The 20770-nt window shown below is 73.2% G+C and carries 18 protein-coding genes and 2 riboswitches; of the genes, 6 read left to right on the plus strand and 12 right to left on the minus strand.

What is annotated here, in order from left to right; all coding sequences use genetic code 11:
- Positions 1–21 precede the first annotated feature (21 nt).
- The 4 genes from CLV28_RS04400 to CLV28_RS04415 are packed head-to-tail and all read right to left on the minus strand — an operon-like array spanning position 22 to position 3692.
- The gene (locus tag CLV28_RS04400; protein ID WP_100422002.1) at positions 22–453 is read right to left on the minus strand and encodes a universal stress protein; all 432 of its coding nucleotides are present in this window, start codon (positions 451–453) and stop codon (positions 22–24) included.
- The gene (locus tag CLV28_RS04405) at positions 450–2126 is read right to left on the minus strand and encodes a tripartite tricarboxylate transporter permease (RefSeq protein WP_100422003.1); all 1677 of its coding nucleotides are present in this window, start codon (positions 2124–2126) and stop codon (positions 450–452) included. The genes CLV28_RS04400 and CLV28_RS04405 overlap by 4 nt, the downstream gene beginning before the upstream one ends.
- Entirely contained in the window at positions 2119–2676 is a 558-nt protein-coding gene (locus CLV28_RS04410; RefSeq protein WP_100422004.1) for a tripartite tricarboxylate transporter TctB family protein, read from the minus strand. Before CLV28_RS04410 ends, CLV28_RS04405 begins: the two co-directional genes overlap by 8 nt.
- Positions 2673–3692 carry a Bug family tripartite tricarboxylate transporter substrate binding protein gene (locus CLV28_RS04415; RefSeq protein ID WP_100422005.1) on the minus strand — a complete coding sequence of 340 codons (1020 nt, stop codon included), beginning with the start codon at positions 3690–3692 and terminating at the stop codon, positions 2673–2675. Before CLV28_RS04415 ends, CLV28_RS04410 begins: the two co-directional genes overlap by 4 nt.
- 216 nt (positions 3693–3908) lie before the next feature.
- Here CLV28_RS04415 and CLV28_RS04425 point away from each other — a divergent pair, with 216 nt between their 5' ends.
- Genes CLV28_RS04425 through CLV28_RS04440 form a run of 4 tightly spaced genes read left to right on the plus strand, consistent with a single transcriptional unit; the run spans position 3909 to position 7590 of the window.
- Positions 3909–5519, plus strand: a complete 1611-nt coding sequence (locus tag CLV28_RS04425; protein ID WP_100422007.1) for an ATP-binding protein — start codon at positions 3909–3911, stop codon at positions 5517–5519.
- Positions 5516–6211: a response regulator transcription factor gene (locus tag CLV28_RS04430; RefSeq protein ID WP_100422008.1), complete on the plus strand. Its 696-nt coding sequence runs from the start codon at positions 5516–5518 to the stop codon at positions 6209–6211. The genes CLV28_RS04425 and CLV28_RS04430 overlap by 4 nt, the downstream gene beginning before the upstream one ends.
- A gap of 22 nt (positions 6212–6233) precedes the next feature.
- The gene (locus tag CLV28_RS04435; protein ID WP_100422009.1) at positions 6234–7025 is read left to right on the plus strand and encodes an exodeoxyribonuclease III; all 792 of its coding nucleotides are present in this window, start codon (positions 6234–6236) and stop codon (positions 7023–7025) included.
- A gap of 19 nt (positions 7026–7044) precedes the next feature.
- Positions 7045–7590, plus strand: a complete 546-nt coding sequence (locus tag CLV28_RS04440) for a DUF4190 domain-containing protein (RefSeq protein ID WP_100422010.1) — start codon at positions 7045–7047, stop codon at positions 7588–7590.
- Positions 7591–7683: 93 nt separating this feature from the next.
- On the opposite strand, the gene CLV28_RS04445 is transcribed toward CLV28_RS04440, so the two are convergent.
- Both CLV28_RS04445 and CLV28_RS04450 read right to left on the minus strand, forming a co-directional pair.
- Positions 7684–10107: a glycoside hydrolase family 94 protein gene (locus CLV28_RS04445; RefSeq protein WP_100422011.1), complete on the minus strand. Its 2424-nt coding sequence runs from the start codon at positions 10105–10107 to the stop codon at positions 7684–7686.
- A 120-nt stretch (positions 10108–10227) separates the two neighbouring features.
- The gene (locus tag CLV28_RS04450) at positions 10228–12459 is read right to left on the minus strand and encodes an NTP transferase domain-containing protein (RefSeq protein ID WP_100422012.1); all 2232 of its coding nucleotides are present in this window, start codon (positions 12457–12459) and stop codon (positions 10228–10230) included.
- Between the two features lie 262 nt (positions 12460–12721).
- On the opposite strand from CLV28_RS04450, the gene CLV28_RS04455 reads away from it, so the two are divergent.
- A complete protein-coding gene (locus CLV28_RS04455) occupies positions 12722–13285 on the plus strand; it encodes a septum formation family protein (protein WP_239073134.1) in 564 nt (187 codons plus the stop codon).
- A gap of 2 nt (positions 13286–13287) precedes the next feature.
- Here the strand turns inward: CLV28_RS04455 and CLV28_RS04460 are convergent, their stop codons facing one another.
- Positions 13288–14028, minus strand: a complete 741-nt coding sequence (locus CLV28_RS04460) for a TetR/AcrR family transcriptional regulator (RefSeq protein WP_100422013.1) — start codon at positions 14026–14028, stop codon at positions 13288–13290.
- A gap of 9 nt (positions 14029–14037) precedes the next feature.
- Positions 14038–14865 carry a DUF4184 family protein gene (locus CLV28_RS04465; RefSeq protein ID WP_157802489.1) on the minus strand — a complete coding sequence of 276 codons (828 nt, stop codon included), beginning with the start codon at positions 14863–14865 and terminating at the stop codon, positions 14038–14040.
- Between the two features lie 271 nt (positions 14866–15136).
- A riboswitch (cyclic di-AMP (ydaO/yuaA leader) is annotated at positions 15137–15304 on the plus strand.
- 2 nt (positions 15305–15306) lie between these two features.
- Between CLV28_RS04465 and CLV28_RS04470 the strand changes: the two genes are divergently transcribed.
- Positions 15307–16116 (plus strand): C40 family peptidase, encoded by an 810-nt coding sequence (locus CLV28_RS04470; protein WP_239073135.1) that lies wholly within the window; start codon positions 15307–15309, stop codon positions 16114–16116.
- A 52-nt stretch (positions 16117–16168) separates the two neighbouring features.
- On the opposite strand, the gene CLV28_RS04475 is transcribed toward CLV28_RS04470, so the two are convergent.
- From CLV28_RS04475 to CLV28_RS15780, 4 genes are all read right to left on the minus strand, one after another.
- Positions 16169–16696, minus strand: coding sequence for a hypothetical protein (locus tag CLV28_RS04475; protein ID WP_100422015.1), 528 nt, complete (start codon positions 16694–16696; stop codon positions 16169–16171).
- A gap of 153 nt (positions 16697–16849) precedes the next feature.
- Positions 16850–18553 (minus strand): phosphomethylpyrimidine synthase ThiC, encoded by a 1704-nt coding sequence (gene thiC, locus CLV28_RS04480; RefSeq protein WP_100422016.1) that lies wholly within the window; start codon positions 18551–18553, stop codon positions 16850–16852.
- Positions 18546–18659: riboswitch (TPP riboswitch) on the minus strand. (Overlaps the previous gene by 8 nt.)
- 122 nt (positions 18660–18781) lie before the next feature.
- Positions 18782–19546, minus strand: a complete 765-nt coding sequence (locus CLV28_RS04485; protein WP_100422017.1) for a CAP domain-containing protein — start codon at positions 19544–19546, stop codon at positions 18782–18784.
- The gene (locus CLV28_RS15780; RefSeq protein ID WP_203968250.1) at positions 19546–20628 is read right to left on the minus strand and encodes a CAP domain-containing protein; all 1083 of its coding nucleotides are present in this window, start codon (positions 20626–20628) and stop codon (positions 19546–19548) included. The genes CLV28_RS04485 and CLV28_RS15780 overlap by 1 nt, the downstream gene beginning before the upstream one ends.
- Positions 20629–20770 lie beyond the last annotated feature (142 nt).

The following is a 20770-nucleotide window of genomic DNA, read 5'->3' on the forward strand; positions in this document are numbered from 1 at the left end:
GCCTACGGGCAGGCGGGGACCTCACCGGGGCAGCGCGTCGTCGGGCGGCGTCGCGGGGACCGCGAGCACGGGGCAGCGCGCGTCGAGCAGGATCCGCTGCGCGGTCGAGCCGAGCACGAGCTTGCCCACGGGCGAGCGGCGGCGCACCCCGATGACGATGAGCGCGGCCCCCACCTCGGCCGCGACGTCGAGCACGACCTCGGCCGCGAGGCGGTCGTCGGCGGCGTGCCGCACCTCGTGCGCGACACCGCCGCGCCGCAGGAGCGCCACGACCTCGGCGACCTGCTGCTCGTCGGCCCAGCGCAGGTCGACGAGCCGGTCGGCCCGGGTCGTGTTGACGACGACGACGCGCGCCCCGGTGAGCGCCGCCTGGTCGCGGGCCACGCGGGCCGCCTCGCGCCCGAGCGCGCTCGGGACGAAGGCCAGGACGATCGTGCGGCGCGGTCCGGTCATCGGTTCGTCTCCTCGGACGTCGCAGCGTGGGATGGGCGGGTCCCCGACCCGGGGTCGTGACCGGCGTCCTGCTCGCTGCCGGACGCCGGGCCGGACACGTCGTCGGACGCGTGGCCGGACGCGTCGTCGGACGAGTGGCCGGACGTGTCGTCGGACGAGTGGCCGGACGTGACGGCACCCGCGGCCCGCTCGCGGCGCTTGAGCCACAGCCCGGCCACGAGCAGGAGCGCCATGACGCCGTACGCGGTCGCGGCGAAGGGGCTCGCGACGAGGGTCGTGAGGTCGCCCTGGCTGATCGCGAGCGACCGGCGCAGCCGGTCCTCGGCCATGGGGCCGAGGATCATGCCGACCACGAGCGGTGCGACGGGGTAGCCGTAGCGCCGCATGACGAAGCCGAGCAGACCCACGCCGAGCAGCACGAGCACGTCGACCGGCGCGAAGTTGAGCGCGAACGAGCCGAGCGCGCCGAACAGCAGGATCCCGGCGTAGAGGTAGTGCCGCGGGATCTGCAGCACCTTGACCCACATGCCCACGAGCGGGAGGTTGAGCACCACGAGCATGAGGTTGCCGACGTAGAGGCTCGCGACGAGCGCCCACACGAGCGACGACTGGCTCTCGAAGAGCAGGGGCCCGGGCTGGATCCCGTACGACTGGAACGCGACGATGATGATCGCCGCGGTCGCGGTGGTCGGCAGGCCGAGCGTGAGCAGCGGCACGAGCACGCCCGACGCGGCCGCGTTGTTGGCCGACTCGGGCCCGGCGACGCCCTCGATGGCGCCCTTGCCGAACTCGGCACGGTGGGGACCGGCGAGCTTCTTCTCGGTCGCGTACGACAGGAACGTCGCGACGTCGGCACCGCCCGCGGGGATGGTCCCGACCGGGAACCCGATCGCGGTGCCCCGCAGCCAGGGCTTCCACGAGCGTCGCCAGTCCTCGCGGCGCATCCACGAGCGCCAGCCGCGCTCGACGGGCACGAGGTGCACCGGTCCGTGCCGCAGGCGTGACCCGACGTGCAGGGCCTCCCCCACCGCGAACAGCCCGACCGCGACGACGACCACGTCGACGCCGTCGGCGAAGCTCGGCACGCCGAACGTGAACCGCTGCTGCCCCGTGAGGGTGTCGGTGCCGACGAGGCCCAGGAACAGCCCGAGCGCGAGGGCCGCGAGCCCGCGGGACACGGACGAGCCGAGCAGCGCCCCGACGGTCACGAACGCCACGACCATGAGCGCGAAGTAGTCGGGCTCGCCGAGCTGCACGGCCCAGCGCGCCACGACCGGCGCGACGAACGTCAGGGCGACGGTCGCGATGGTGCCGGCCACGAACGAGCCGATCGCGGCCGTCGCGAGCGCCGCGGCGCCCCGCCCGAGCCTGGCCATCTTGTGGCCCTCGAGCGCCGTGACGATCGACGCCGACTCCCCGGGGGTGTTGAGGAGGATCGACGTCGTGGAACCGCCGTACATGCCGCCGTAGTAGATGCCGGCGAACACGATGATGGCCGCGGTGGCGTCCAACGAGTAGGTGAGCGGGAGCAGGAGCGCGATCGTCATGGCCGGGCCGATGCCGGGCAGGACGCCGACGGCGGTCCCGACGAACACGCCGAACAGCGCGTAGAGCAGGTACTGGGGCTGGGCGACGGTCGCGAACCCGTCGAGCAGCGCGGCGAGGTTATCCACGGAACACCGCCACGGACTCGAACAGCGGGCCGGGCGGGAGCGACAGGCCGAGCAGCCCGCCGAACACGACCTGGACGGTCACGGCGAGCACGAGCCCGAGCGCGAGCGCGCGCCACCACGGCCGGGCGCCGAGCACGATCGCCGAGCCGCCGAACAGCAGGGTCGCCGCGAGCGGCCACCCGATCGTGGTGATCGTGAGCACGTGCGCCAGGAACACCGCGACGAGCAGGGCCACGGTGCGCCAGTCGGTCGGGACGGACGCGTCGACGTCCTCGCCGCCCTCTTCCTCGCCGTGCCGGCCGCGGGCGAGCCCGACGAGCAGCGTGATCCCGGCGCCGACGAGCAGCGCCCCCACAAGGTACGGGAACGCGCGCGGGCCGAGCGTGTTCGCCGAGCCGGGCACGACGATCGTGCGCGTGTCGACGAGCACGAAGATCCCGAGCGCGAGCACGCCGAGCGCGGCCACGAGCTCGCCGGGCCTGCGGCGCAGGGCCGCGAGCGCCGTCCGCCCGTCGTCGGGGGACGTCGCCACGGAGGTCGGCGTGGTCACTGCACGAGCCCGAGGTCGGTCAGCGTGACCTTGACCTCGGCGATCGACTCGTCGAGGAACGTCTCGAACTCGGCGCCGCCGAGGTAGGCGTCGGCCCAGCCCTTCTCGTCGAGCGTCGCCTGCCAGGCGTCGGACGTCGCGAGCTCCTCGACCGCGTGCTCGAGCGCGGCGCGCTCGCCGTCGCTGATCCCCCCGGGGGCGACGACGCCGCGCCAGTTGGTGAGCTCGACGTCGTACCCGGCCTCGGTGATGGTCGGGACGCCGGGGAGCATGTCGACGGGCTCGGCGCCCGAGACGGCGAGCGCGCGAACCGTGCCGGCCTCGACCTGCTCGGCGTACTCGCCGACGCCCGAGATGCCGGCGTCGACCTTGCTGCCGAGCAGCGCGGCGAGCGACTCGCCGCCGCCCGAGTAGGCGATGTAGTTGAGCGTCCCGGGGATCTCCTCGGACGGCGTCCCCGCGGCCTGCAGGAGCATCGCGGCGAGGATGTGGTCGGCACCGCCCGCCGAGCCGCCCGTGATCGCGACGTCCTTGCCGTTGGCCTGCACGTCCGCGACGAGGTCCTCGAGCGTCTCGTACGGGGAGTCGGCGGGCACGACGACGACGAGCGCCTCGTCCGTGAGCCGGGCGATGGGCGTCGTGTCCTCGAGCCGGGCCTGCGCCTGGTTGGTCTCGACCGCACCGACCATGACGAGCCCCATGACCATGAGCGTCTCGGGGTCGGTGGTGCTCGCGAGCGACGCGAGTCCCACGGTCCCGCCCGCGCCGCCGACGTTGGTCACGGTCACCGTGCCGGCGAGGTCCTGCGCCTGGAGGTCCTTCTGCAGCGCGCGGCCGGTCTGGTCCCAGCCGCCGCCCGGGTCGGCCGGCACCACGACGTCGAGCGAGCCGAGCGCCGCGGCGCCGTCGTCGGTCCCGGCCGGCGTCTGCGGGTCGAGGCTCGCGCAGGCGGTCAGGGAGAGCGCGATCCCGCCGGCGCACAGGATCGCGGTCAGGGGGCGGTGGACGTGTCGCATGGCTCCTCCTCGAGCGTGGCCCGCGACGGTGCGGGCCGGGTCCGGCGAACGCTAGGGCCGCGCGCCGGGCACGCCCGGCTTGTGGTCGTCGTGGTCGTTGCGGTCGTTCCGGTCACGGTCCCCGTCGTGGTCCGGGTCGTGGTTCCGGTCGTTTCGGTCGCACCCCCGGACCGACCTCGGCGTGACCTGGGGCACACTGGTGCGGTGATTCGGGCAATGCCGCTCCGGTTGCAGCTCCTGGTGCTGCAGCTCGCCGTCGTGCTCCTGGTCGTGTCCGTCACGGGCGCGGTCGCCACGGCCCTCCAGGAGAAGCAGCTGCGCGACGCGTACCTCGACCGCATGACGGGGGTCGCGCTGTCCGTCGCCCGGCTGCCGGCGATCGTCGACGCGTTCGACGACGCCGATCCCTCGGCGACGGTCCAGCCGATCGCCGAGGTGATCCGCGAGGCCTCGGACGTGACCTACGTGGTCGTGACCGACGACGCGGGCCTGCGCCTGTCGCACCCCGACCCCGACCGGATCGGGGAGCTCGTCTCGACCGACCCGTCCGTGCCGCTCTCGGGCGAGGTCTGGGTCGGCACGCAGACCGGCACGCTCGGCGAGTCCTGGCGGGTCAAGGTGCCGATCTTCGACGCCGCAGGGCAGGTCGTGGGGACCGCGAGCGTGGGCGTGCTCGAGTCGGAGCTCCAGGACGACCTGTTCGAGGAGGTCGGCTGGCTGTGGGGCGCGGTCGGCGGCGCGGTCGTCACGGGCGTCGTGTGCGCGTGGTGGGTCACGCGGCTCGTGCGACGACGGATCTTCGGGCTCGAGCCCGAGGAGATCGCGGCGCTGCTCGAGACCCGCAGCGCGATGCTGCACGCGATCTCGGAGGGCGTGGTCGCGGTCGACGGCGACGGGCGCGTGGCGCTCGTCAACGACGAGGCGCGGCGGCTGCTCGGCCTGGACAGGGACGTCGTGGGCTCGCCCGCCCACGAGGTGCTCGACCCGCGCCTATGCGACCTGCCCGAGGCCGGCGAGCTCGTGCTCGTCGGCGAGCGCGTGCTCCTGGCCCGCGCCGACCACGCCCGCGCGCACGACCGCGACGTGGGCACGGTGCTCGTGCTGCGCGACCACACCGAGCTGCACGCGCTGCTGCGCGACCTCGACGGCGCGCGCGGCCTCACCGACGCGCTGCGCGCGCAGTCGCACGAGTTCACGAACAAGCTGCACGTCGTCTCGGGCCTGCTCGAGCTCGGGCAGGTCGACGAGGCGGTCGCGTTCATCGAGCGGGTCGGCCACGGCGGCCTGCTCACGGCGTCGTCGACGGCGCCGCACGTCGGCTCGCCCGAGGTCGCGGCGCTGCTCCTGGTCAAGGCGTCGACGTGCCGCGAGCGCGGGGTCGACCTCGACGTCGACCCGGCGTCGCGGCTCGCCGCCCCCGCGGGCGCGGCGGCCGAGCGCCTGCACGCCGACCTCCTGACGGTGCTCGGCAACCTCGTCGACAACGCGGTCGACGCGGCCGGTCCGGGCGGGCACGTGCGCGTCCTGGTCGACGACTCCGCCTCCGGTGTCCGGCTCGAGGTGGACGACGACGGCGCGGGCGTCCCCCGGGCCCTGCGCGAGGCCGTGTGGGTGGCCGGGTTCTCGACGAAGGCGTTGCGCGGCCCGGGCCGCGGGGCTCCGGGCCGCGGGATCGGGCTGACGCTCGTGCGCCGGATCGTGGAGCGACGCGGCGGGGACGTGCGGCTCACGGCCTCTCCCCTGGGCGGCGCGCGGGTCGCGGTCGTGCTGCCGGCCCCGGCCGTCGCCGCAGACCCGCACGCCCCGCTCGCGGCGGTCGCGCCGTGAGCCCGCGGACCGACGAGCGCGTGCGCACGCTCGTCGTCGAGGACGACCGCACGATCGCCCGCCTGCACCGCGGGTTCGTCGAGTCGCACCCCGGGTTCGTCGTCGTCGCCGAGGCACACACGGGCGACGAGGCGCTGCGCGCGGTCACGCTGTTCGACCCCGAGCTCGTGCTGCTCGACATCTACCTGCCCGACACCACGGGACTGCACGTGCTGCGGCAGATCCGGCGTCGACCCGGCCCGCCCGTCGACGTCATCGCGACGACCGCGGCGCGCGAGCTCGACACCGTGCGCGAGGCCATGGCGGGCGGCGTGCAGCACTACCTCGTCAAGCCGTTCACCGCCGCCGCGCTGCGCGAGCGGCTCGACGAGGTGCTGCGCTTCCGTGCCGGGGTGCGGGCGGTGCACGGCGAGCTCGACCAGGCCGGCGTCGACGCGCTCGTGCAGGGGCGCGGACCGACGCCGACGCTGCCCAAGGGCCTGTCGCCCCGCAGCCTCGACCGTGTCGCGGCCGCGCTCGCGCACGCCCCCGCGGACGCCGGGCTCTCGGCCGCCGAGGTGGCTGCGGCGACCGGCATGGCGCGGGTCAGCGCGCGCCGTTACCTCGAGCACCTCGTGGCGTGCGGGCGCGCGAGCGTCGACCCCCGCTACGGGGGCACCGGACGGCCCGAGAACGGCTTCCGCCCGGTCTGACGCCGCCGCGTACGCTGGCCCGATGCGCATCGCCTCCTGGAACGTGAACTCCGTCCGCACCCGCGTCGACCGCGTGGTCGCGTGGCTCGAGCGCACCGGCACCGACGTGCTTGCGATCCAGGAGACCAAGGCGCGCGACGACCAGTTCCCGTACCTCGCGTTCGAGGCCGCCGGGTACGAGGTCGAGCACCTCGGGTCGAACCAGTGGAACGGGGTCGCGATCGCGTCCCGCGTCGGGTTCGACGACGTCGTGCGGCACTTCCCCGGTCAGCCGGCCTTCGGCGACCCCGCGGTGCTCGAGCCGCGCGCGATCGGCGCGACGTGCGGCGGCGTGCGGGTGTGGAGCCTGTACGTGCCCAACGGGCGCGAGCTCGACCACCCCCACTACGCGTACAAGCTCGACTGGCTCGCCCGCCTGCGCGACCAGGCCGAGGCGTGGCTCGCCGACGACCCGGCCGCGCAGATCTGCCTCATGGGCGACTGGAACGTCGCCCCGCTCGACACCGACGTGTGGGACCCCGCGGTCTTCGCGGGCAAGACGCACGTCTCGGCCGCCGAGCGCGATGCGTTCGCGGCCTTCGGCGCCGCCGGGTACACCGAGATGACGCGAGAGATCCTCCCGGCCGAGAACACGTACACCTACTGGGACTACCAGCAGCTCGCGTTCCCCCGGAACAAGGGGCTGCGCATCGACTTCGCCTACGCCTCCCCGGCGCTGCGCGAGCGCGTGACCGGCGCCGTGATCGACCGCGACGAGCGCAAGGGCAAGGGCGCGTCCGACCACGTGCCGATCGTGCTCGACCTGGCGGACTGAGCACCGATACGGTCCTGCCATGACGAACCCGTACCCGCCGCACGACCCGTACGGCGACGACACGCCGCCGAACCCGTACGCCACGCCAGCCGGTACGGGCGGCACTGCGTCCGGTACCCCTGCGTCCGGGACCCCTCCGTACGGGGGCGAGCCCGCGGCGACCGCACCGTACGGGACCCCGCCCTACGGCCAGGCCCCCTACGGCCAGGCCCCCTACGGCCAGGCTCCCTACGGCCAGGCTCCCTACGGCCAGGGGCAGGCCCCCTACGGCCAGCAGCCCGTCCCCGGGCACTACGGCTACCCGTACGCCCCCGCCAAGCGCCCGACGAGCGGCCTCGCGATCGCGTCGATGGTCACCTCGATCGCCGGCTTCGTCATCTACGCCATCCCGGCCGTCGTCGGCCTCGTCCTCGGGATCGTCGCGCTGCGGCAGATCAAGCGCGACGGGCTCGAGGGACGCGGCATGGCGATCGCCGGCGTGGTCATCGGCGCGGCCGGGATCGCGATCTGGGTGATCTTCGTCGGGCTCTGGGGCCTGCTGCTCTCCGGGACCTCCTCCTACTGACCCTCCCGGACACCCCCACCGACCGCGAAGGGCCGGGTCGCGCACGCGACCCGGCCCTTCGTCGTCCGACGCCCGAGGACCTCGGGCGGCCGGTCAGCCCAGCGTGACGACGACCGAGACCTCGGCGCCCTCGGGCTGCACGGGGATCGGCTGCGTCGGGTCGACCTCAACGCCGTCGACCGTCACGGAGCGCACGCCCTTGGAGACGTGGTCGGGGTTCTTGACCTCGATCTGGTAGACCGCGCCGCGCCACTCACGACGCACCTCGAAGCCGTCCCAGTCCTTGGGGATCGACGGGTCGACGACGAGCCCGTCGAGCGCGAGGCGGACGCCGAGGATGTACTTGGTCGCGGCCGTGTACATCCAGCCCGCGGTACCCGTGAGCCACGGGTTCTGCGCCTTGCCGAACCACTCGTGGTCGCGGCCGTACAGGAACTGCACGTAGGCGTAGGGCTCGGCGCCGCGCACCTCGATGTTGTCGTTCTGGTTGTACGGCAGGATCGAGTCGTAGAACTGCACGGCCTCGTCACCGCGGCCGAGCATGGCCTCGGCGATGATCGGCCACGCGTTCGGGTGGCTGAAGATCGCGGCGTTCTCCTTGATGCCCGGGTACACGCGGGTCACGAACCCGACCGTGTCGTCGACGGTCGTGAACGCCGGCCAGTTCAGGTGGTTGCCGTACTCCGAGCCGAGGAGCTCGCGCACCGAGTCCATCGACTGCTCGCCGCGCTCCTGCGACGTGATGCCCGCGATCACGGGCCAGGCCTGGTGCTCGAGGAAGATCTTGCCCTCGGCGTTCTCGTTCGAGCCGACCTTGACGCCGTCGCGCGTGTAGCCGCGGATCCACCACTTGCCGTCCCACAGCTCGGTGTCCGCGACCTTGGTGATGCGCTCGAGCTCGGCCTCGTACTTGCGCACGTCGTCCTCGCGGCCCAGCGGGCGCGCGATCTCGAGGAACGAGCGGATCGCCCAGGCGTGCAGGAACGTCACGAGCGACGTCTGCCCGCCGCCGAGGTTGAGGCAGTCGTTCCAGTCGGCGCGCAGGCCCAGGGCCACGCCGTTCTCGCCGACCTGCTGCGTCGAGAAGTCGAGCGCGCGCGTGAGGTGCTCGTAGACCGTCGCCGGGGTGCCCTCCGCGAACGGGATGACCTCGTCGAGGAACTCGAGACGACCCGTCTCCTTGACGTACTCCACGACCGACGGCACGAGCCACAGGTGGTCGTCGGAGCAGGTGTCCTCGAGGCCGTGGATGAGGTCGGCCAGGTTCGGCGTCGGCACGATCGTCGGCGACGGAACGTCGGGGAGCTTCGGCGCGTCGGGGTCGAAGGTCTTCGGGTCGAACAGGTGCAGCCCGTACCCGGCCTCGGTCTGCGCACGCAGGAGCTCGACGATGCGCTGACGCGTCTTGGTCGGGTTCGAGTGGATCACGCTCATGACGTCCTGCGCGGTGTCGCGGTAGCCGAGGCCCGCACGGCCGCCGACCTCGACGAACGACGCGAAGCGCGACCACACGACGCACGTCTCGGCCTGGAGCAGCGTCCACGAGTTGATCATGGTGTTCATGCCCTCGTGGGGCGTGCGGATGCGGAGCTTGTCCTGCTTGTCCGTCCAGTACTTCTTGAGGCGCGCGCGCTCGGCGTCGACGTTCGCGACGTCCGCGTACTTCTCCTGCAGCGGGCGGCCGGCCTCGTCGCGCGAGCCGTAGCCCAGCATGTAGACGAGGCGCGTGGTCTCGCCCGGCTGGAGCGTGATCTTGTGCTGCAGCGAGCCGCAGTGGTTCTGCGTGGTCGCGCTCTGGTTCGAGCCCTCGCCGCGCTCGATCGCGATCGGGTTGGCCTCGGAGCGGTAGGGGCCGATGAAGTTGTCGCGCAGCGAGTCGTACGACGACGGGGTCCGGCTCGACCCGAACCAGTGGAACGTCCACGGCTCGTAGTAGAAGTCGTACTCGATGATGCCGTCCTCGTACGACGAGCCCGACGCGTAGAGCGACATCTGCAGGTTCTGGTTGTCGATCGTGATCGTGTGGAAGCTGAACTCCACGTACGAGCCGACCGTGAGCTCACGGACCTCGTCGGTCGTGTTCGTCAGCGTGACGTCCCACAGCTCGACGTCGTCGTCCAGGGGGATGAAGATCGTCTGCTCGGCGTCGATGCCCTTGTACTTCGCCTCGAACGTCGAGTAGCTCAGGCCGTGGCGCGTCGTGTACTCCGCGGCGTCGGGGTGGCCGTCCGCCTTGAGGCCCTTGCCCACCGGCTGCCACGACACCGACCAGTAGTCGCCGTCGGCCTCGTCGCGCAGGTACACGTAGTGCCCCGGGCGGTCGAGCGGCACGCCGTTCTGACGGAACCGCGAGATGCGGCCGTACTGCGACGACTTGTAGTACGAGTACCCGCCGCCGTTGTGCGACAGGACCGTGCAGAAGTCCTTGGTGCCGAGGTAGTTCGTCCACGACACCGGCACGTCCGGCCGGTCGATGACGTACTCGTCGCGATCTGTGTCGAAGTGGCCGTAGCGCATCGTCGGGCGGTTCCTGTCTGTGAGGTCGTGCTGCTGGTGCTGGTGCGCCCCGCGGGGCCGCGGGGTCGTGCAGGTCGTGCTGGTCGTGCGGGGTGCGGTACGGCCGCGCGGGCCGCGGGGTCAGACGCCCGCGGTAACGAAGCCCTTGAGCCAGTCGAGCAGCTCGGCAGCCTTCTCGGGCGAGTCCGCCTCGACGAACATGCGCAGGACCGGCTCGGTGCCGGAGAAGCGCAGGAGCGCCCAGTTGTCGTTCTCGAGCAGGATCTTGGTCCCGTCGAGGTGCGAGACGCTGACGACGGGGTACGGGCCGACGTGCGTGAGCGGCTCGGCCTCGAGCCGGCGCGGCACGGCCACGCGCATCTCGGGGGTCGAGTCGACGTTCGCCTCGAGCGTGTACAGGCGGCCCGTGATCTCGTAGATCATCTCGCGCAGCTCGGAGATGCGCTTACCCGTGCGGGCGAGCATCTCGACGACGAGCGCGCACGCGAAGATGCCGTCCTTGCCGAGGATCCAGCCGCGGATGGTCAGGCCGCCTGAGGACTCGCCGCCGAGCACCGCGCCGATCTTCTCCATGCCCGCGGTGACGTGCTTGAAGCCGACCTTGCACTCGTACGACTCCTCGCCGAAGTGCGCCGCGAGGCGGTCGAGCAGGTGCGTCGTCGCGAGGTTGCGCACGACGCCGCCCTTCTCGCCGCGCACCTCGTGCAGGTACCAGAAGAGCAGGAGCAGCAGGTCGTTCGTGGTGATGTACTCGCCGGTCTCGTCGACGATCCCGATGCGGTCCGAGTCGCCGTCGGTCGCCATGCCGAGGTCGTAGCGGCCGCCGCCCTGCTCGATCATCGTGATGAGCGTGCTCAGGCGCTGCAGGTCGGGCGCGGGCGCGATGCCGCCGAACAGCGGGTTGTGCGCGGCGTGGATGAACTCCGAGCGCACGCGCATGTCGTTGAGGATCGTGCCGAGCGTGAGCTGGCTCGTGCCGTACATCGGGTCGACGATCACGCGCAGGTCGGAGCCGCGCACCGAGTCGACGTCGACGATCTTCTCGATCGCGTCGACGTAGGGCTCGGTGAGCACCTTGTCGGTGACCATGCCGGTGCGGCGCGCGAGCGCGAGGTCGAGCGTGATGACGTCGTCGACCGCCAGGGCGTTGGCCTCGTCCTGGTAGCGGTCGGTCTCGTCGTCGAGCGGCAGCGAGCCGTCGGCGCGGAAGACCTTCATGCCGTTCCACTCGGGCGGGTTGTGGCTCGACGTGATGATGATGCCGAGCGCCGAGCCCAGGTGCGGGGCGGCGAACGTCACGAGCGGCGTCGGGACGTCGTCGGGCAGCAGGACGACGGGGATGTTGTTGCCCGCGAACACCTCGGCCGCGGCCTCGGCGGACTCGCGCGACAGGAACCGGCGGTCGCCGCCGATCACGACGCCCTGCGTCTCGATGCCCTGGCGCACGACCTGGTTCGCGATGGCCTGGCACAGCCGGCGCACGTTCGCGAGCGTGTAGCCCTCGCCGATCACGGCGCGCCAGCCGCCCGTGCCGAACACGATCTTGGTGTCGGTGTTCTTCTTCGGCATGAACAGGCGCTTGAGGACGACGTCCGCGGCCTCGGCGAGCTCGGCGTCGGTGTTGACGCCGCGCACCTCGTCGGTGTCGTAGATGCGGTACGACGAGATGCGGCGACCGTGCGCGATGACGCGGCGCGCGAGCTCGGTGAGGCGGTTCTCGCCGTCGGCGACCATCGCGTCGAGCTCGTCGAACAGCAGGCCCGGCGCGGCGACGTACGCGCCGACGTTGATCTCGGTGGGGCCGTCGACCTCGACGTCGGGGCGGTCCTCGGGCTCGAGGATCGCGCTGATCTCGCCGTCGGTGCGCACGATGCGGCCGTCGGTCGCGCGGGGCGCGTCGACCACGGCGGACAGCAGCGAGAGGTCGGCGCCCGTGAGCAGGTGCCGGGTCATGAGGCCGCGCAGCGACTGCGAGCGCAGCAGCGGCGTGTCGGCGTACGCGACGAGCACCGACGCGTCGGCCGCGTCGTCCCCGAGCGCGGCGAGCACCGCGGCGCGGGCCGTGAGCGCGGCGTCGCCGGTGCCGCAGGCCTCGGCCTGCTCGACGTACGTGAGGTCGTCCCCCAGGAGGTCGCGCACGGTCCGGTCCCCCGCGGCGACCACCACGACGATCCGGTCGGCGTCGACGATGCGGCGCACGTTGTCGACCGCGGTCTCGACGACCGTCGCGTCACCGAGCGGCTGCGAGAGCAGGGCGCGCGACGCGTCGTCGTTGCCCGCGGCGAGGACGACCGCGGCGCGCGGGCCCGTCGGGGTCAGGGTGGGGCTGGACTGTGCACGCTGCGGGGCCATGGCGTCCTCACTCGTCGGGTGACGCTGTCTCGACGACGCCGTCGTGGTGACGACGTCGACGCTGTCTGGGTGACGTCGCGCGACCCTGCGACCGCGTTCCGCCGCGGCACCAGGGCCGGCTCCTACCGTGAGGCGGGTGCGACGCGACGGGCTGACGACGCCCGGTACCACTGGCGATCATATGCCGTTAGGACGCCTTCCTTGCAAACCTCGTCCTGCGGCGTCCGCCCGCGCGGGGGCGCGCTCCCGGTAGCGTGAGCCCGTGACGCCCGACGAGCACCTGTACCCCGCGCCGCACCGGGCGCCCGGGTGGGCCCCCGAGCCCGACGTCGCGGCCACGGCCGGGCGACGACGCCGGACCGCGCGGACCGTCGCGCTGGCCGCCGCAGGCCTCGTGGTCGTCGCAGGGGCGACGTGGGCCGGGCTCGCGTGGTCGCACCACGCGTCGACGGCCCCGCTACCCGCGGATGTCGCCTCACCGACCTCGGCCGCGAGCCGCCAGCTCGTGCTGGGCAGCTGCCTCGCCACGCTGCCGGACGACGGTGCGCTGGGTCGCGTCGACGTCGTGCCGTGCGCCGACGCGCACGAGGCGCAGGTCGTGGCGCGCACCGACTGGTCGGACGCCGCCGTGTGGCCCGGGGAGCGCGACGCGCAGCGCCGCGCCGCGCGCGTGTGCACCGACCGGACGCTGACCGCCGACGGCGTCGACCCGGCAGAGTTCCGCCTCGTGCTGTGGATCCCGACCGAGGCCTCGTGGGCCGACGGCGACCGGACCGCGCTGTGCGTCGCGGCCGGCGAGTCGCGCGAGGGCTCGCTGCTCGACTGAGGTCAGGCGCCCGCTGCGCCCGGACCGAGCAGGCCCAGGCGCTGGAGGTGCGCGCGCACCTCGGCTGCCATGTCGACCGCAGGCTTGTCGACCGGAAGCCCGTCGACCGGAAGCCCGTCGACCGGAAGCCCGTCGACCGCAGGCGCGTCGACGGCCGACGTGCCGCCGCTGCGCTCGAGCAGCCACTGGACCTGCAGGCCGTCGAGCAGCGCGACGACCGCCCGGGCGATCGACGTGGCGTCGGTGCCCGGCGCGAGGGCCCCCGCCTCGACCCGGGCCTCGACGGCGGCGGCCACGGTCGCGACGCTCCGCGCGTACCGCGCACGGAAGTACCCGTTCGCGGGGTGGTCGGGCGAGGTGGCCTCGGTCGAGAGCACCGCGAAGAGCTCGACGATCCGGGGCCGGGCGGCGTTGCGCTCGACCAGGCGGACGAGGGCCTCGAAGAAGTCGACGCCCGCCGCGAGGTCCGCGTCGATCGCGGCGTCGTCGACCTCGTCGCGCCGTGCGAGCACCGCGGCGAGGAGGTCGGCCTTGGTCGGGTAGTGGTGCAGCAGCCCGGGGTGCGAGATCTGCGCCCGCGCGGCGATGTCCCGCAGCGACGCGCCGTGGTAGCCGACCTCGCCGAACACGTCGCCCGCCGCGGCGACGAGCGCCGCGCACGTCGCCTGCCCCTTGGCGTACCGGCGGGTGGGGCGCGGCCCGGCAGGGGTGCCGGGCGCGCTCTCGGACGGGCTCTCGCTCACGTCGCGACCCTACAGCGCGGCGTCCTGGGGGTGCCCGTCGGGTCGGGTCCCGGGGCGGGGCGCACCGCCCCGCGTCGCGCGCCAGGCCCACCAGGCGACGCACGCCGCGACGAGCGTCCAGGCCACGGCGGTCATGACCCCGGTCAGCAGCACGAACCCGCTCGCCCGCGCTCCCCCGACCCCGAGGACGACCGCCGTGCCGAGCACCGCGACCACGCAGGCCGCCGCGAGCACGCCCCACGCGACCTCGCGCCGCACCGGCAGCGCGGGCGGTCGGACGACGCGGGGCGGGGTGCGTCGGCGTCGGACCTCGAGCCACCATGCCGTGCCGACGAGTCCGACCGCGCTCGAGACGAGCTGGAGCCACGCGGAGCCCGCGACCCCGGCGTGCGACTGCGCGATCCACGGCACGTGCTGCGCCCCGAGCCCGCCCGGGTGGGTCAGCTCGTCCCACGCGACGTGCGACCAGGCGCCCAGCAGCACCGAGACCACGGCCACGGCGGCGAGCGCGAGCCAGGCCCGCGTCGTCCGCGGCCGGGGGACGGGGTCGACGCGCGAGCGCACGACGTCGGGCGCGAGCTCGAGCAGCGGGGTGCGCAGCACGGCGAGCCAGAGCGCGACGAGCACGAGGCCGACCACGAGGTCGGTCGTGACGACCCCGCGTGCGGTGTGCATGCCGAGCGAGTGGTCGATCGAGACGCCGGGCACGTAGTAGGTGATGTCGGGGACGACGGTGCCGGCGACCAGGGCGGACGGCAGCAGCAGCGCGGCACGGCGCGAGCCGCGTGGTCCGATGCCGGGCAGGACGGCGAGCACGTGGCTCGGGGTGAACGGCACGGCCGCACCTCTTTCCTGGGGGCGAGGTGCCGGGTGATCAAGGATTCAACCAATCGGCGGCTCGTGAAGACGGCGCAATGTATCGCGGCCAGGGGCAAGCCGGACACACCGTTTCGCGCGGAACGCCCCGCTCCCACGAGGCCTTCACACAAACCGTCGGCAATCCTCGTTATCGAATAGTGACCTCCCCTGCGTATCGGGCTACGTTCGCTGGACCGTCCTCGACCCCGAAGGCGGAAGATCCGGGCCGCACGCCGAGCGCTGCCGACGGTCACGGACGACGACGACACGCACGGCAGCGGCGGGGGACCCACCTCTCCACCGGGCGACCGACAGGTCACCCTCGGGGTGAAGTCTCACGGACGATCACGGTCCACGAGACCGGGCCACACCTCCGGCCCGAACCCGACAGCTCACCTCGAAGGCGTCGAGAGGTCACGCATGTCCACCACCCAGACCCTGGCCGAGCCGCGCCCCGACGCGCACGGCGAGGCACCGCGTCGCCGCCGGCTCTCCGTCGCGCTGGCCCTCGCCGCCTCCCTCATCGGCGGGACCGCCCTCGCGGCGAACCCCCTGGCCGCGGCCCCCGCCGAGGCCGCAGTCAAGCGCCCTGCCATCACGGTCACGGCGAGCACGTCGACGATCGTCAAGTACAAGAGCTCGCCGATGATCCGCCTCAAGGCGACCTACAAGGGCAAGCCGGTCCGCGGCGTCGCCTACTTCAAGATCGACGGGCACACGTTCCGCAAGATGTCGTTCGACAGCCGCGGATACGCCTGGTACCGCCCCTCGAACCGCCACTCCTACGGCAACCACACGCTCACCGCGGTGGCGATCCCGTCGAGCAGCACCGGGCTGCGCGGGATCCAGAAGTCGCAGCGCATCACCGTCTCGAAGTACTCCTCGCGCGTGCTCAACGTCGCCTCGAAGTACGTGGGGACCAAGTACCGCTACGGGGGCGGCACCCCCGCCGGCTTCGACTGCAGCGGCTTCACGAGCTACGTCTACAAGAAGGCCGGGGTCAAGACCCTCTCGCGCTCGTCCTCGGCGCAGCGCCACCAGGGCAAGAAGATCTCGCGCAGCGCAGCGCGCCCCGGCGACCTCATCTGGAGCCCCGGGCACGTCGCGATCTACGCGGGCGGCAACACCATGATCGACGCGCCACGCCCCGGCAAGACCGTGCAGTTCCGCCAGATCTGGCAGTCGAGCCCGACGTTCCTGCGGGTGTCGTCCAAGGCGATCACGGTCTGACGCGCACGGACACGCCGACGGCGTCCGACCTCGAGGGTCGGGCGCCGTCGTGTCAGCACTGGCGTTTCCCGTCGGCCGCGGCGACGAGCGAGACCACGACGCCCTCGGGGTCCGGGGAGACCTCGAGCGCGATCGACCGGCCGTCGCGGTCGACCGACGTGCAGGTCGAACCGCCGGCGGTCGTGCGGGTGAACCCCTGCGCGGTCGCCGCCGCGAGGTAGTACGCGTCGGCCGTCTCGACGTCGATCCCCTCGACCACGACGTACGCGAAGCGGTACCGGTCGTCGGTGTCGCAGCCGGACTCGACCGGTCCGACCGTCGCATCGGGCGGCACCAGGGCGAGCAGGGCGTCCGTCGCGAGCACGCCCTCCGTGTCGTCCGGGTCGCACGCGTACGCCTCGTCGTACATCTCGGCGTGCGCCTCGCCCGAGACGACGGCGTAGAGGACGAGCGGCCCGACGAGGACCACGAGGCCGAGCAGCACCCCGAGCACCACGAGCACGACCCGACCGGGGCGCCGCGGGTCCGCGTAGGCACCGACGTCGACGGCACGCGCCCGCGGTGCTCCCCCGGTGATCATCGACGCCCTGCGCTCATGCTCGCCCTGCGCTGTTCATCGGTCCCCTGCGCTCATGGCACCGGAGCGTACACAGGTCCCTTCCCCGGCCCGCGCTCGCCGCACGGGCCCGCCGACGGCGTCCGGCCCGGGGGTCGGACGCCGTCGGGCCCCAGGTCAGGCGGTGGTCACGGGCAGGTAGACGCGCCCGCCGGCGTCCGCGAACTCGGCCGACTTCTCGGCCATGCCCGCCTCGATCGCCTCGACCGTGTCGAGGCCGTTCTTCTCGGCGTACTCGCGCACGTCGGCGCTGATGCGCATCGAGCAGAACTTCGGCCCGCACATCGAGCAGAAGTGCGCGGTCTTGGCGGGCTCGGCCGGGAGCGTCTCGTCGTGGAACTCGCGCGCCGTGTCCGGGTCGAGCGAGAGCGCGAACTGGTCGTGCCAACGGAACTCGAAGCGCGCCCGGCTCAGCGCGTCGTCCCGCAGCTGGGCGCGGGGGTGCCCCTTCGCGAGGTCGGCCGAGTGCGCCGCGATCCGGTACGTGATGACGCCGGTCTTGACGTCGTCACGGTTCGGCAGCCCGAGGTGCTCCTTGGGCGTGACGTAGCAGAGCATCGCGGTGCCGGCCTGCGCGATGATCGCCGCGCCGATCGCCGAGGTGATGTGGTCGTACGCCGGGGCGATGTCGGTCGCGAGCGGGCCGAGCGTGTAGAACGGCGCCTCCTCGCAGAGCTCCTCCTCGAGGCGCACGTTCTCGACGATCTTGTGCATCGGCACGTGCCCGGGGCCCTCGATCATGACCTGCACGCCGTACGACTTCGCGATCTTCGTGAGCTCGCCGAGGGTGCGCAGCTCCGCGAACTGCGCGGCGTCGTTCGCGTCCGCGATCGACCCGGGGCGCAGGCCGTCGCCGAGCGAGAACGTGATGTCGTACTCGCGGAAGATCTCGCACAGCTCACGGAAGTGCCTGTAGAGGAACGACTCCTGGTGGTGCGCGAGGCACCACGCCGCCATGATCGACCCGCCGCGGCTCACGATCCCCGTGACGCGGCGCGCGGTCAGCGGCACGTAGCGCAGCAGCACGCCCGCGTGCACGGTCATGTAGTCGACGCCCTGCTCGGCCTGCTCGATCACCGTGTCGCGGTAGACCTCCCACGTGAGCGCCGCCGGGTCGCCCTTGACCTTCTCGAGCGCCTGGTACATCGGCACCGTGCCGACCGGGATGGGCGAGTTGCGCATGATCCACTCGCGCGTCTCGTGGATGTCCTTGCCCGTCGAGAGGTCCATGAGCGTGTCCGCGCCCCAGCGCGCCGCCCAGACCATCTTCTCGACCTCCTCCTCGATCGAGGAGGTCACCGCCGAGTTGCCGATGTTCGCATTGATCTTCACGCCGAACGCCTTGCCGATGATCATCGGCTCGGACTCGGGGTGGCGGTGGTTCGCGGGGATGACGGCGCGCCCGCGCGCGACCTCGTCGAGCACGAGCTGCACGTCGACGCCCTCGCGGGCCGCGACGTACCGCATCTCATCCGTGACGATCCCGGCCCGCGCCCAGGCGAGCTGCGTGCTCGCGCCGTCGACCGGGGCGGGGCGGGTCCACGCGTCCCGGGTACGGGGCAGGCCCGCGCGGACGTCGATCGACGGGGCCGGGGCCTCGGCGGTGCCCTCGGTGTACGGGCCCGAGGTGTCGTACAGGTCGAGGTGCTCGCCGTTGCTCAGGTGCACGCGACGCTCGGGGACCTTCAGGTGCGGGGCTCCCGGGACCTCGAGGTAGACCTTGGACGAGCCCGCGACGGGGCCGGTGGTGAGACGGTGCTCGCCGTTCTCGGCGATGGCGCCGCCGCGCGTGGCGGCGGCTTCGGGGCGTGCGGAAGTCATCTGACTCTCTCCCTACGTCGGCATGATCCGAACAGGTTCAGACGGTCGGCGGCGTGGCATCAGCCGCCCTCTCAGTCCGCTGCCGCGGACTCCCGTGGGCTGTGTTCTCTTGTGGTCGATCGTGCAGGCGTACGCCTGCGGCACTGCTCGGCGATTCGGGTGAATCGGGTGGTACGCGCCCACGGTACCGCAGGTGCGCGACGACCCGGCCGACCGGCGTCCGACCGGTCAGTACCCGAACTCCTGCACCCAGTACGTGCCCGAGCGCGCCGTACCCAGGCGCACGAACGAGCAGCGGACGACGTTCGCCCGGTGCGTCGTCGACGCCATGAGGTCCGTGATGACCTGCGTCCGCGTCGTCTGGCCGCGCGCGAGGTTCTCGCCGCCCGGGGACGGGTATCCGGCAGCCTTGATGCGCTGCACGAACGTGCTGCCGTCGCGGCCCGTGTGCGAGAAGTACCCGTGCGTCGCCATGTCGGTCGCGTAGCGCTGCGCGGCGCTCGTGAGCCGTGCGTCCGCGACCAGGGGCTTGCAGCCGGCGCGCACCCGGTACCAGTTGGTCATCGCGAAGAGCGATCCGTGGAGCGTCGCGGGCGGCGTCTTCGCGGGCGACCTGCCCAGGGCGGCCCACGTCTTGGGTCCGACGACTCCCCCGGAGCCGAGCCCGACGGACCGCTGGAAGCTCCGCACCGCGGCCAGGGTCTTGGACCCGAAGACGCCGTCCGCGGCGACGTACCAGCCGTGCACCCGCAGGCGCTTCTGGAGCACCACGACGGTCGACCCGCGGGACCCGAGGCGCACCGTCGGCCGGGTCGCGGCGTGCAGCACCACGGCGGGCGTGACCGTCGAGGGGACCGAGGCGGTCACGCCCGAGCCGGAGACGACCGCGGCGGAGGGGACCGCCCGGGCGGCGTGACCCTGGGCGGACGCCGCAGGTGCGACCCCGCAGAGGAGCGCGAGGACGAGCGCGAGGACGAGCGGTGCGCGGCGCATCAGTACCCGAAGTCCTGTGCCCAGTAGCTGCCCGACTGCCCGACACCGATGGTGCGGAACGCGCAGTTGACGATGTTCGCCCGGTGCCCCGGCGAGGCCATCCAGTCGCGCAGCACCTGCGTCGCGCTCGACTGCCCGCGCGCGAGGTTCTCCCCGCCCGGTGCGCCGTAGCCGGCGCGGCGGATGCGCTGGTCGAACGTCGTGCCGTCGAGGCTGTCGTGCGCGAAGTAGCCCTTGGCCGCCATGTCGTTCACGTGCCCCTGCGCCGCGGCGCCGAGCCGGGAGTCGACGCTCAGCGGCCCGCAGCCGGCCTGCGCGCGGTACCAGTTGGTCTGCGCGACCACGCCGCCGCTCGGGGCCGACGCGGCCTGGGGCGCCGACTTCGCCGGGGCGCCAGACCCGCCCGACGAGCCGCCCGACGACGATCCGCCGGACGACGCGCTCCCCGTGCCACCGCTCGTCGCCCGCGGCGCCGCGTTCAGCGCCGCGACGGTCCGGTCCCCCGCGACGCCGTCGGCCGTGAGACCACGGGAGGACTGGAACGCGCGCAGCGCGCGGTCGGTGGCCGGCCCGAAGTCGCCGTCGGCCGCGACGCGCCACCCGTGGGCCACGAGCCGCTTCTGCACCGCGAGGGTCTTCGCGCCGCGCGCCCCGAGGCGGGCGGGCCCGGCGTCGAGCGCCGCCTGCTTCTCCGCGGCCTTCTGTGCCGCCTGCTTCTTCGCCGCAGCCGTCTGAGCCGCAGCCGTCTGAGCCGCAGCCGCCTTCTCAGCGGCCGCCTTCTCGGACGCGGCGTCCGTGGCCTTTTGCTGCGCGGCCCGTGCGGCCGCCTCCGACGCGGCGGCCTCCCTCTCCGCAGTCCGCTCGGCAGCGTCCGCCACAGCCGCGGCCTCGGCCGCGAGCGCGGCGGCGTCGCGACTGCTCGACCGCTCCGCCACGAGCGCCGTGGTCGCTGGCCGTCCCGACGCTGCCGCTCTGTCGCTCGCCGTGGGAGGGTCCGCGGGCAGGCTCTGCTGCGCGACCACCGCCCCGGGCACCGGGGCGAAACCTGCCGCCACGACGAGGACGAGCACGAGGCCGCTCACCCGCCGTCGGTGTCGCCACGGAGAGACGGGGGCGTCATGCGCGTGCGGTTCCGGAACGGCGAGCGGCATGCTGCCCCCAGCAGATCGACGATCGCCCCTGCCCTCGGGGCCGTGACTCGATTCACACTAGGAGCGCCACGTC

This window comes from Sediminihabitans luteus (assembly GCF_002797595.1).
Classification (GTDB): Bacteria; Actinomycetota; Actinomycetes; order Actinomycetales; family Cellulomonadaceae; genus Paraoerskovia; species Paraoerskovia lutea.

Coding starts and splice junctions, on each gene's coding strand:
- CLV28_RS04400 (WP_100422002.1), bottom strand. CDS start 453: ATGACCGGACCGCGCCGCACGATCGTCCTGGCCTTCGTCCCGAGCGCG.
- CLV28_RS04415 (WP_100422005.1), bottom strand. CDS start 3,692: ATGCGACACGTCCACCGCCCCCTGACCGCGATCCTGTGCGCCGGCGGG.
- CLV28_RS04425 (WP_100422007.1), top strand. CDS start 3,909: ATGCCGCTCCGGTTGCAGCTCCTGGTGCTGCAGCTCGCCGTCGTGCTC.
- CLV28_RS04435 (WP_100422009.1), top strand. CDS start 6,234: ATGCGCATCGCCTCCTGGAACGTGAACTCCGTCCGCACCCGCGTCGAC.
- CLV28_RS04440 (WP_100422010.1), top strand. CDS start 7,045: ATGACGAACCCGTACCCGCCGCACGACCCGTACGGCGACGACACGCCG.
- CLV28_RS04445 (WP_100422011.1), bottom strand. CDS start 10,107: ATGCGCTACGGCCACTTCGACACAGATCGCGACGAGTACGTCATCGAC.
- CLV28_RS04450 (WP_100422012.1), bottom strand. CDS start 12,459: ATGGCCCCGCAGCGTGCACAGTCCAGCCCCACCCTGACCCCGACGGGC.
- CLV28_RS04470 (WP_239073135.1), top strand. CDS start 15,307: ATGTCCACCACCCAGACCCTGGCCGAGCCGCGCCCCGACGCGCACGGC.
- CLV28_RS04475 (WP_100422015.1), bottom strand. CDS start 16,696: ATGATCACCGGGGGAGCACCGCGGGCGCGTGCCGTCGACGTCGGTGCC.
- thiC (WP_100422016.1), bottom strand. CDS start 18,553: ATGACTTCCGCACGCCCCGAAGCCGCCGCCACGCGCGGCGGCGCCATC.
- CLV28_RS04485 (WP_100422017.1), bottom strand. CDS start 19,546: ATGCGCCGCGCACCGCTCGTCCTCGCGCTCGTCCTCGCGCTCCTCTGC.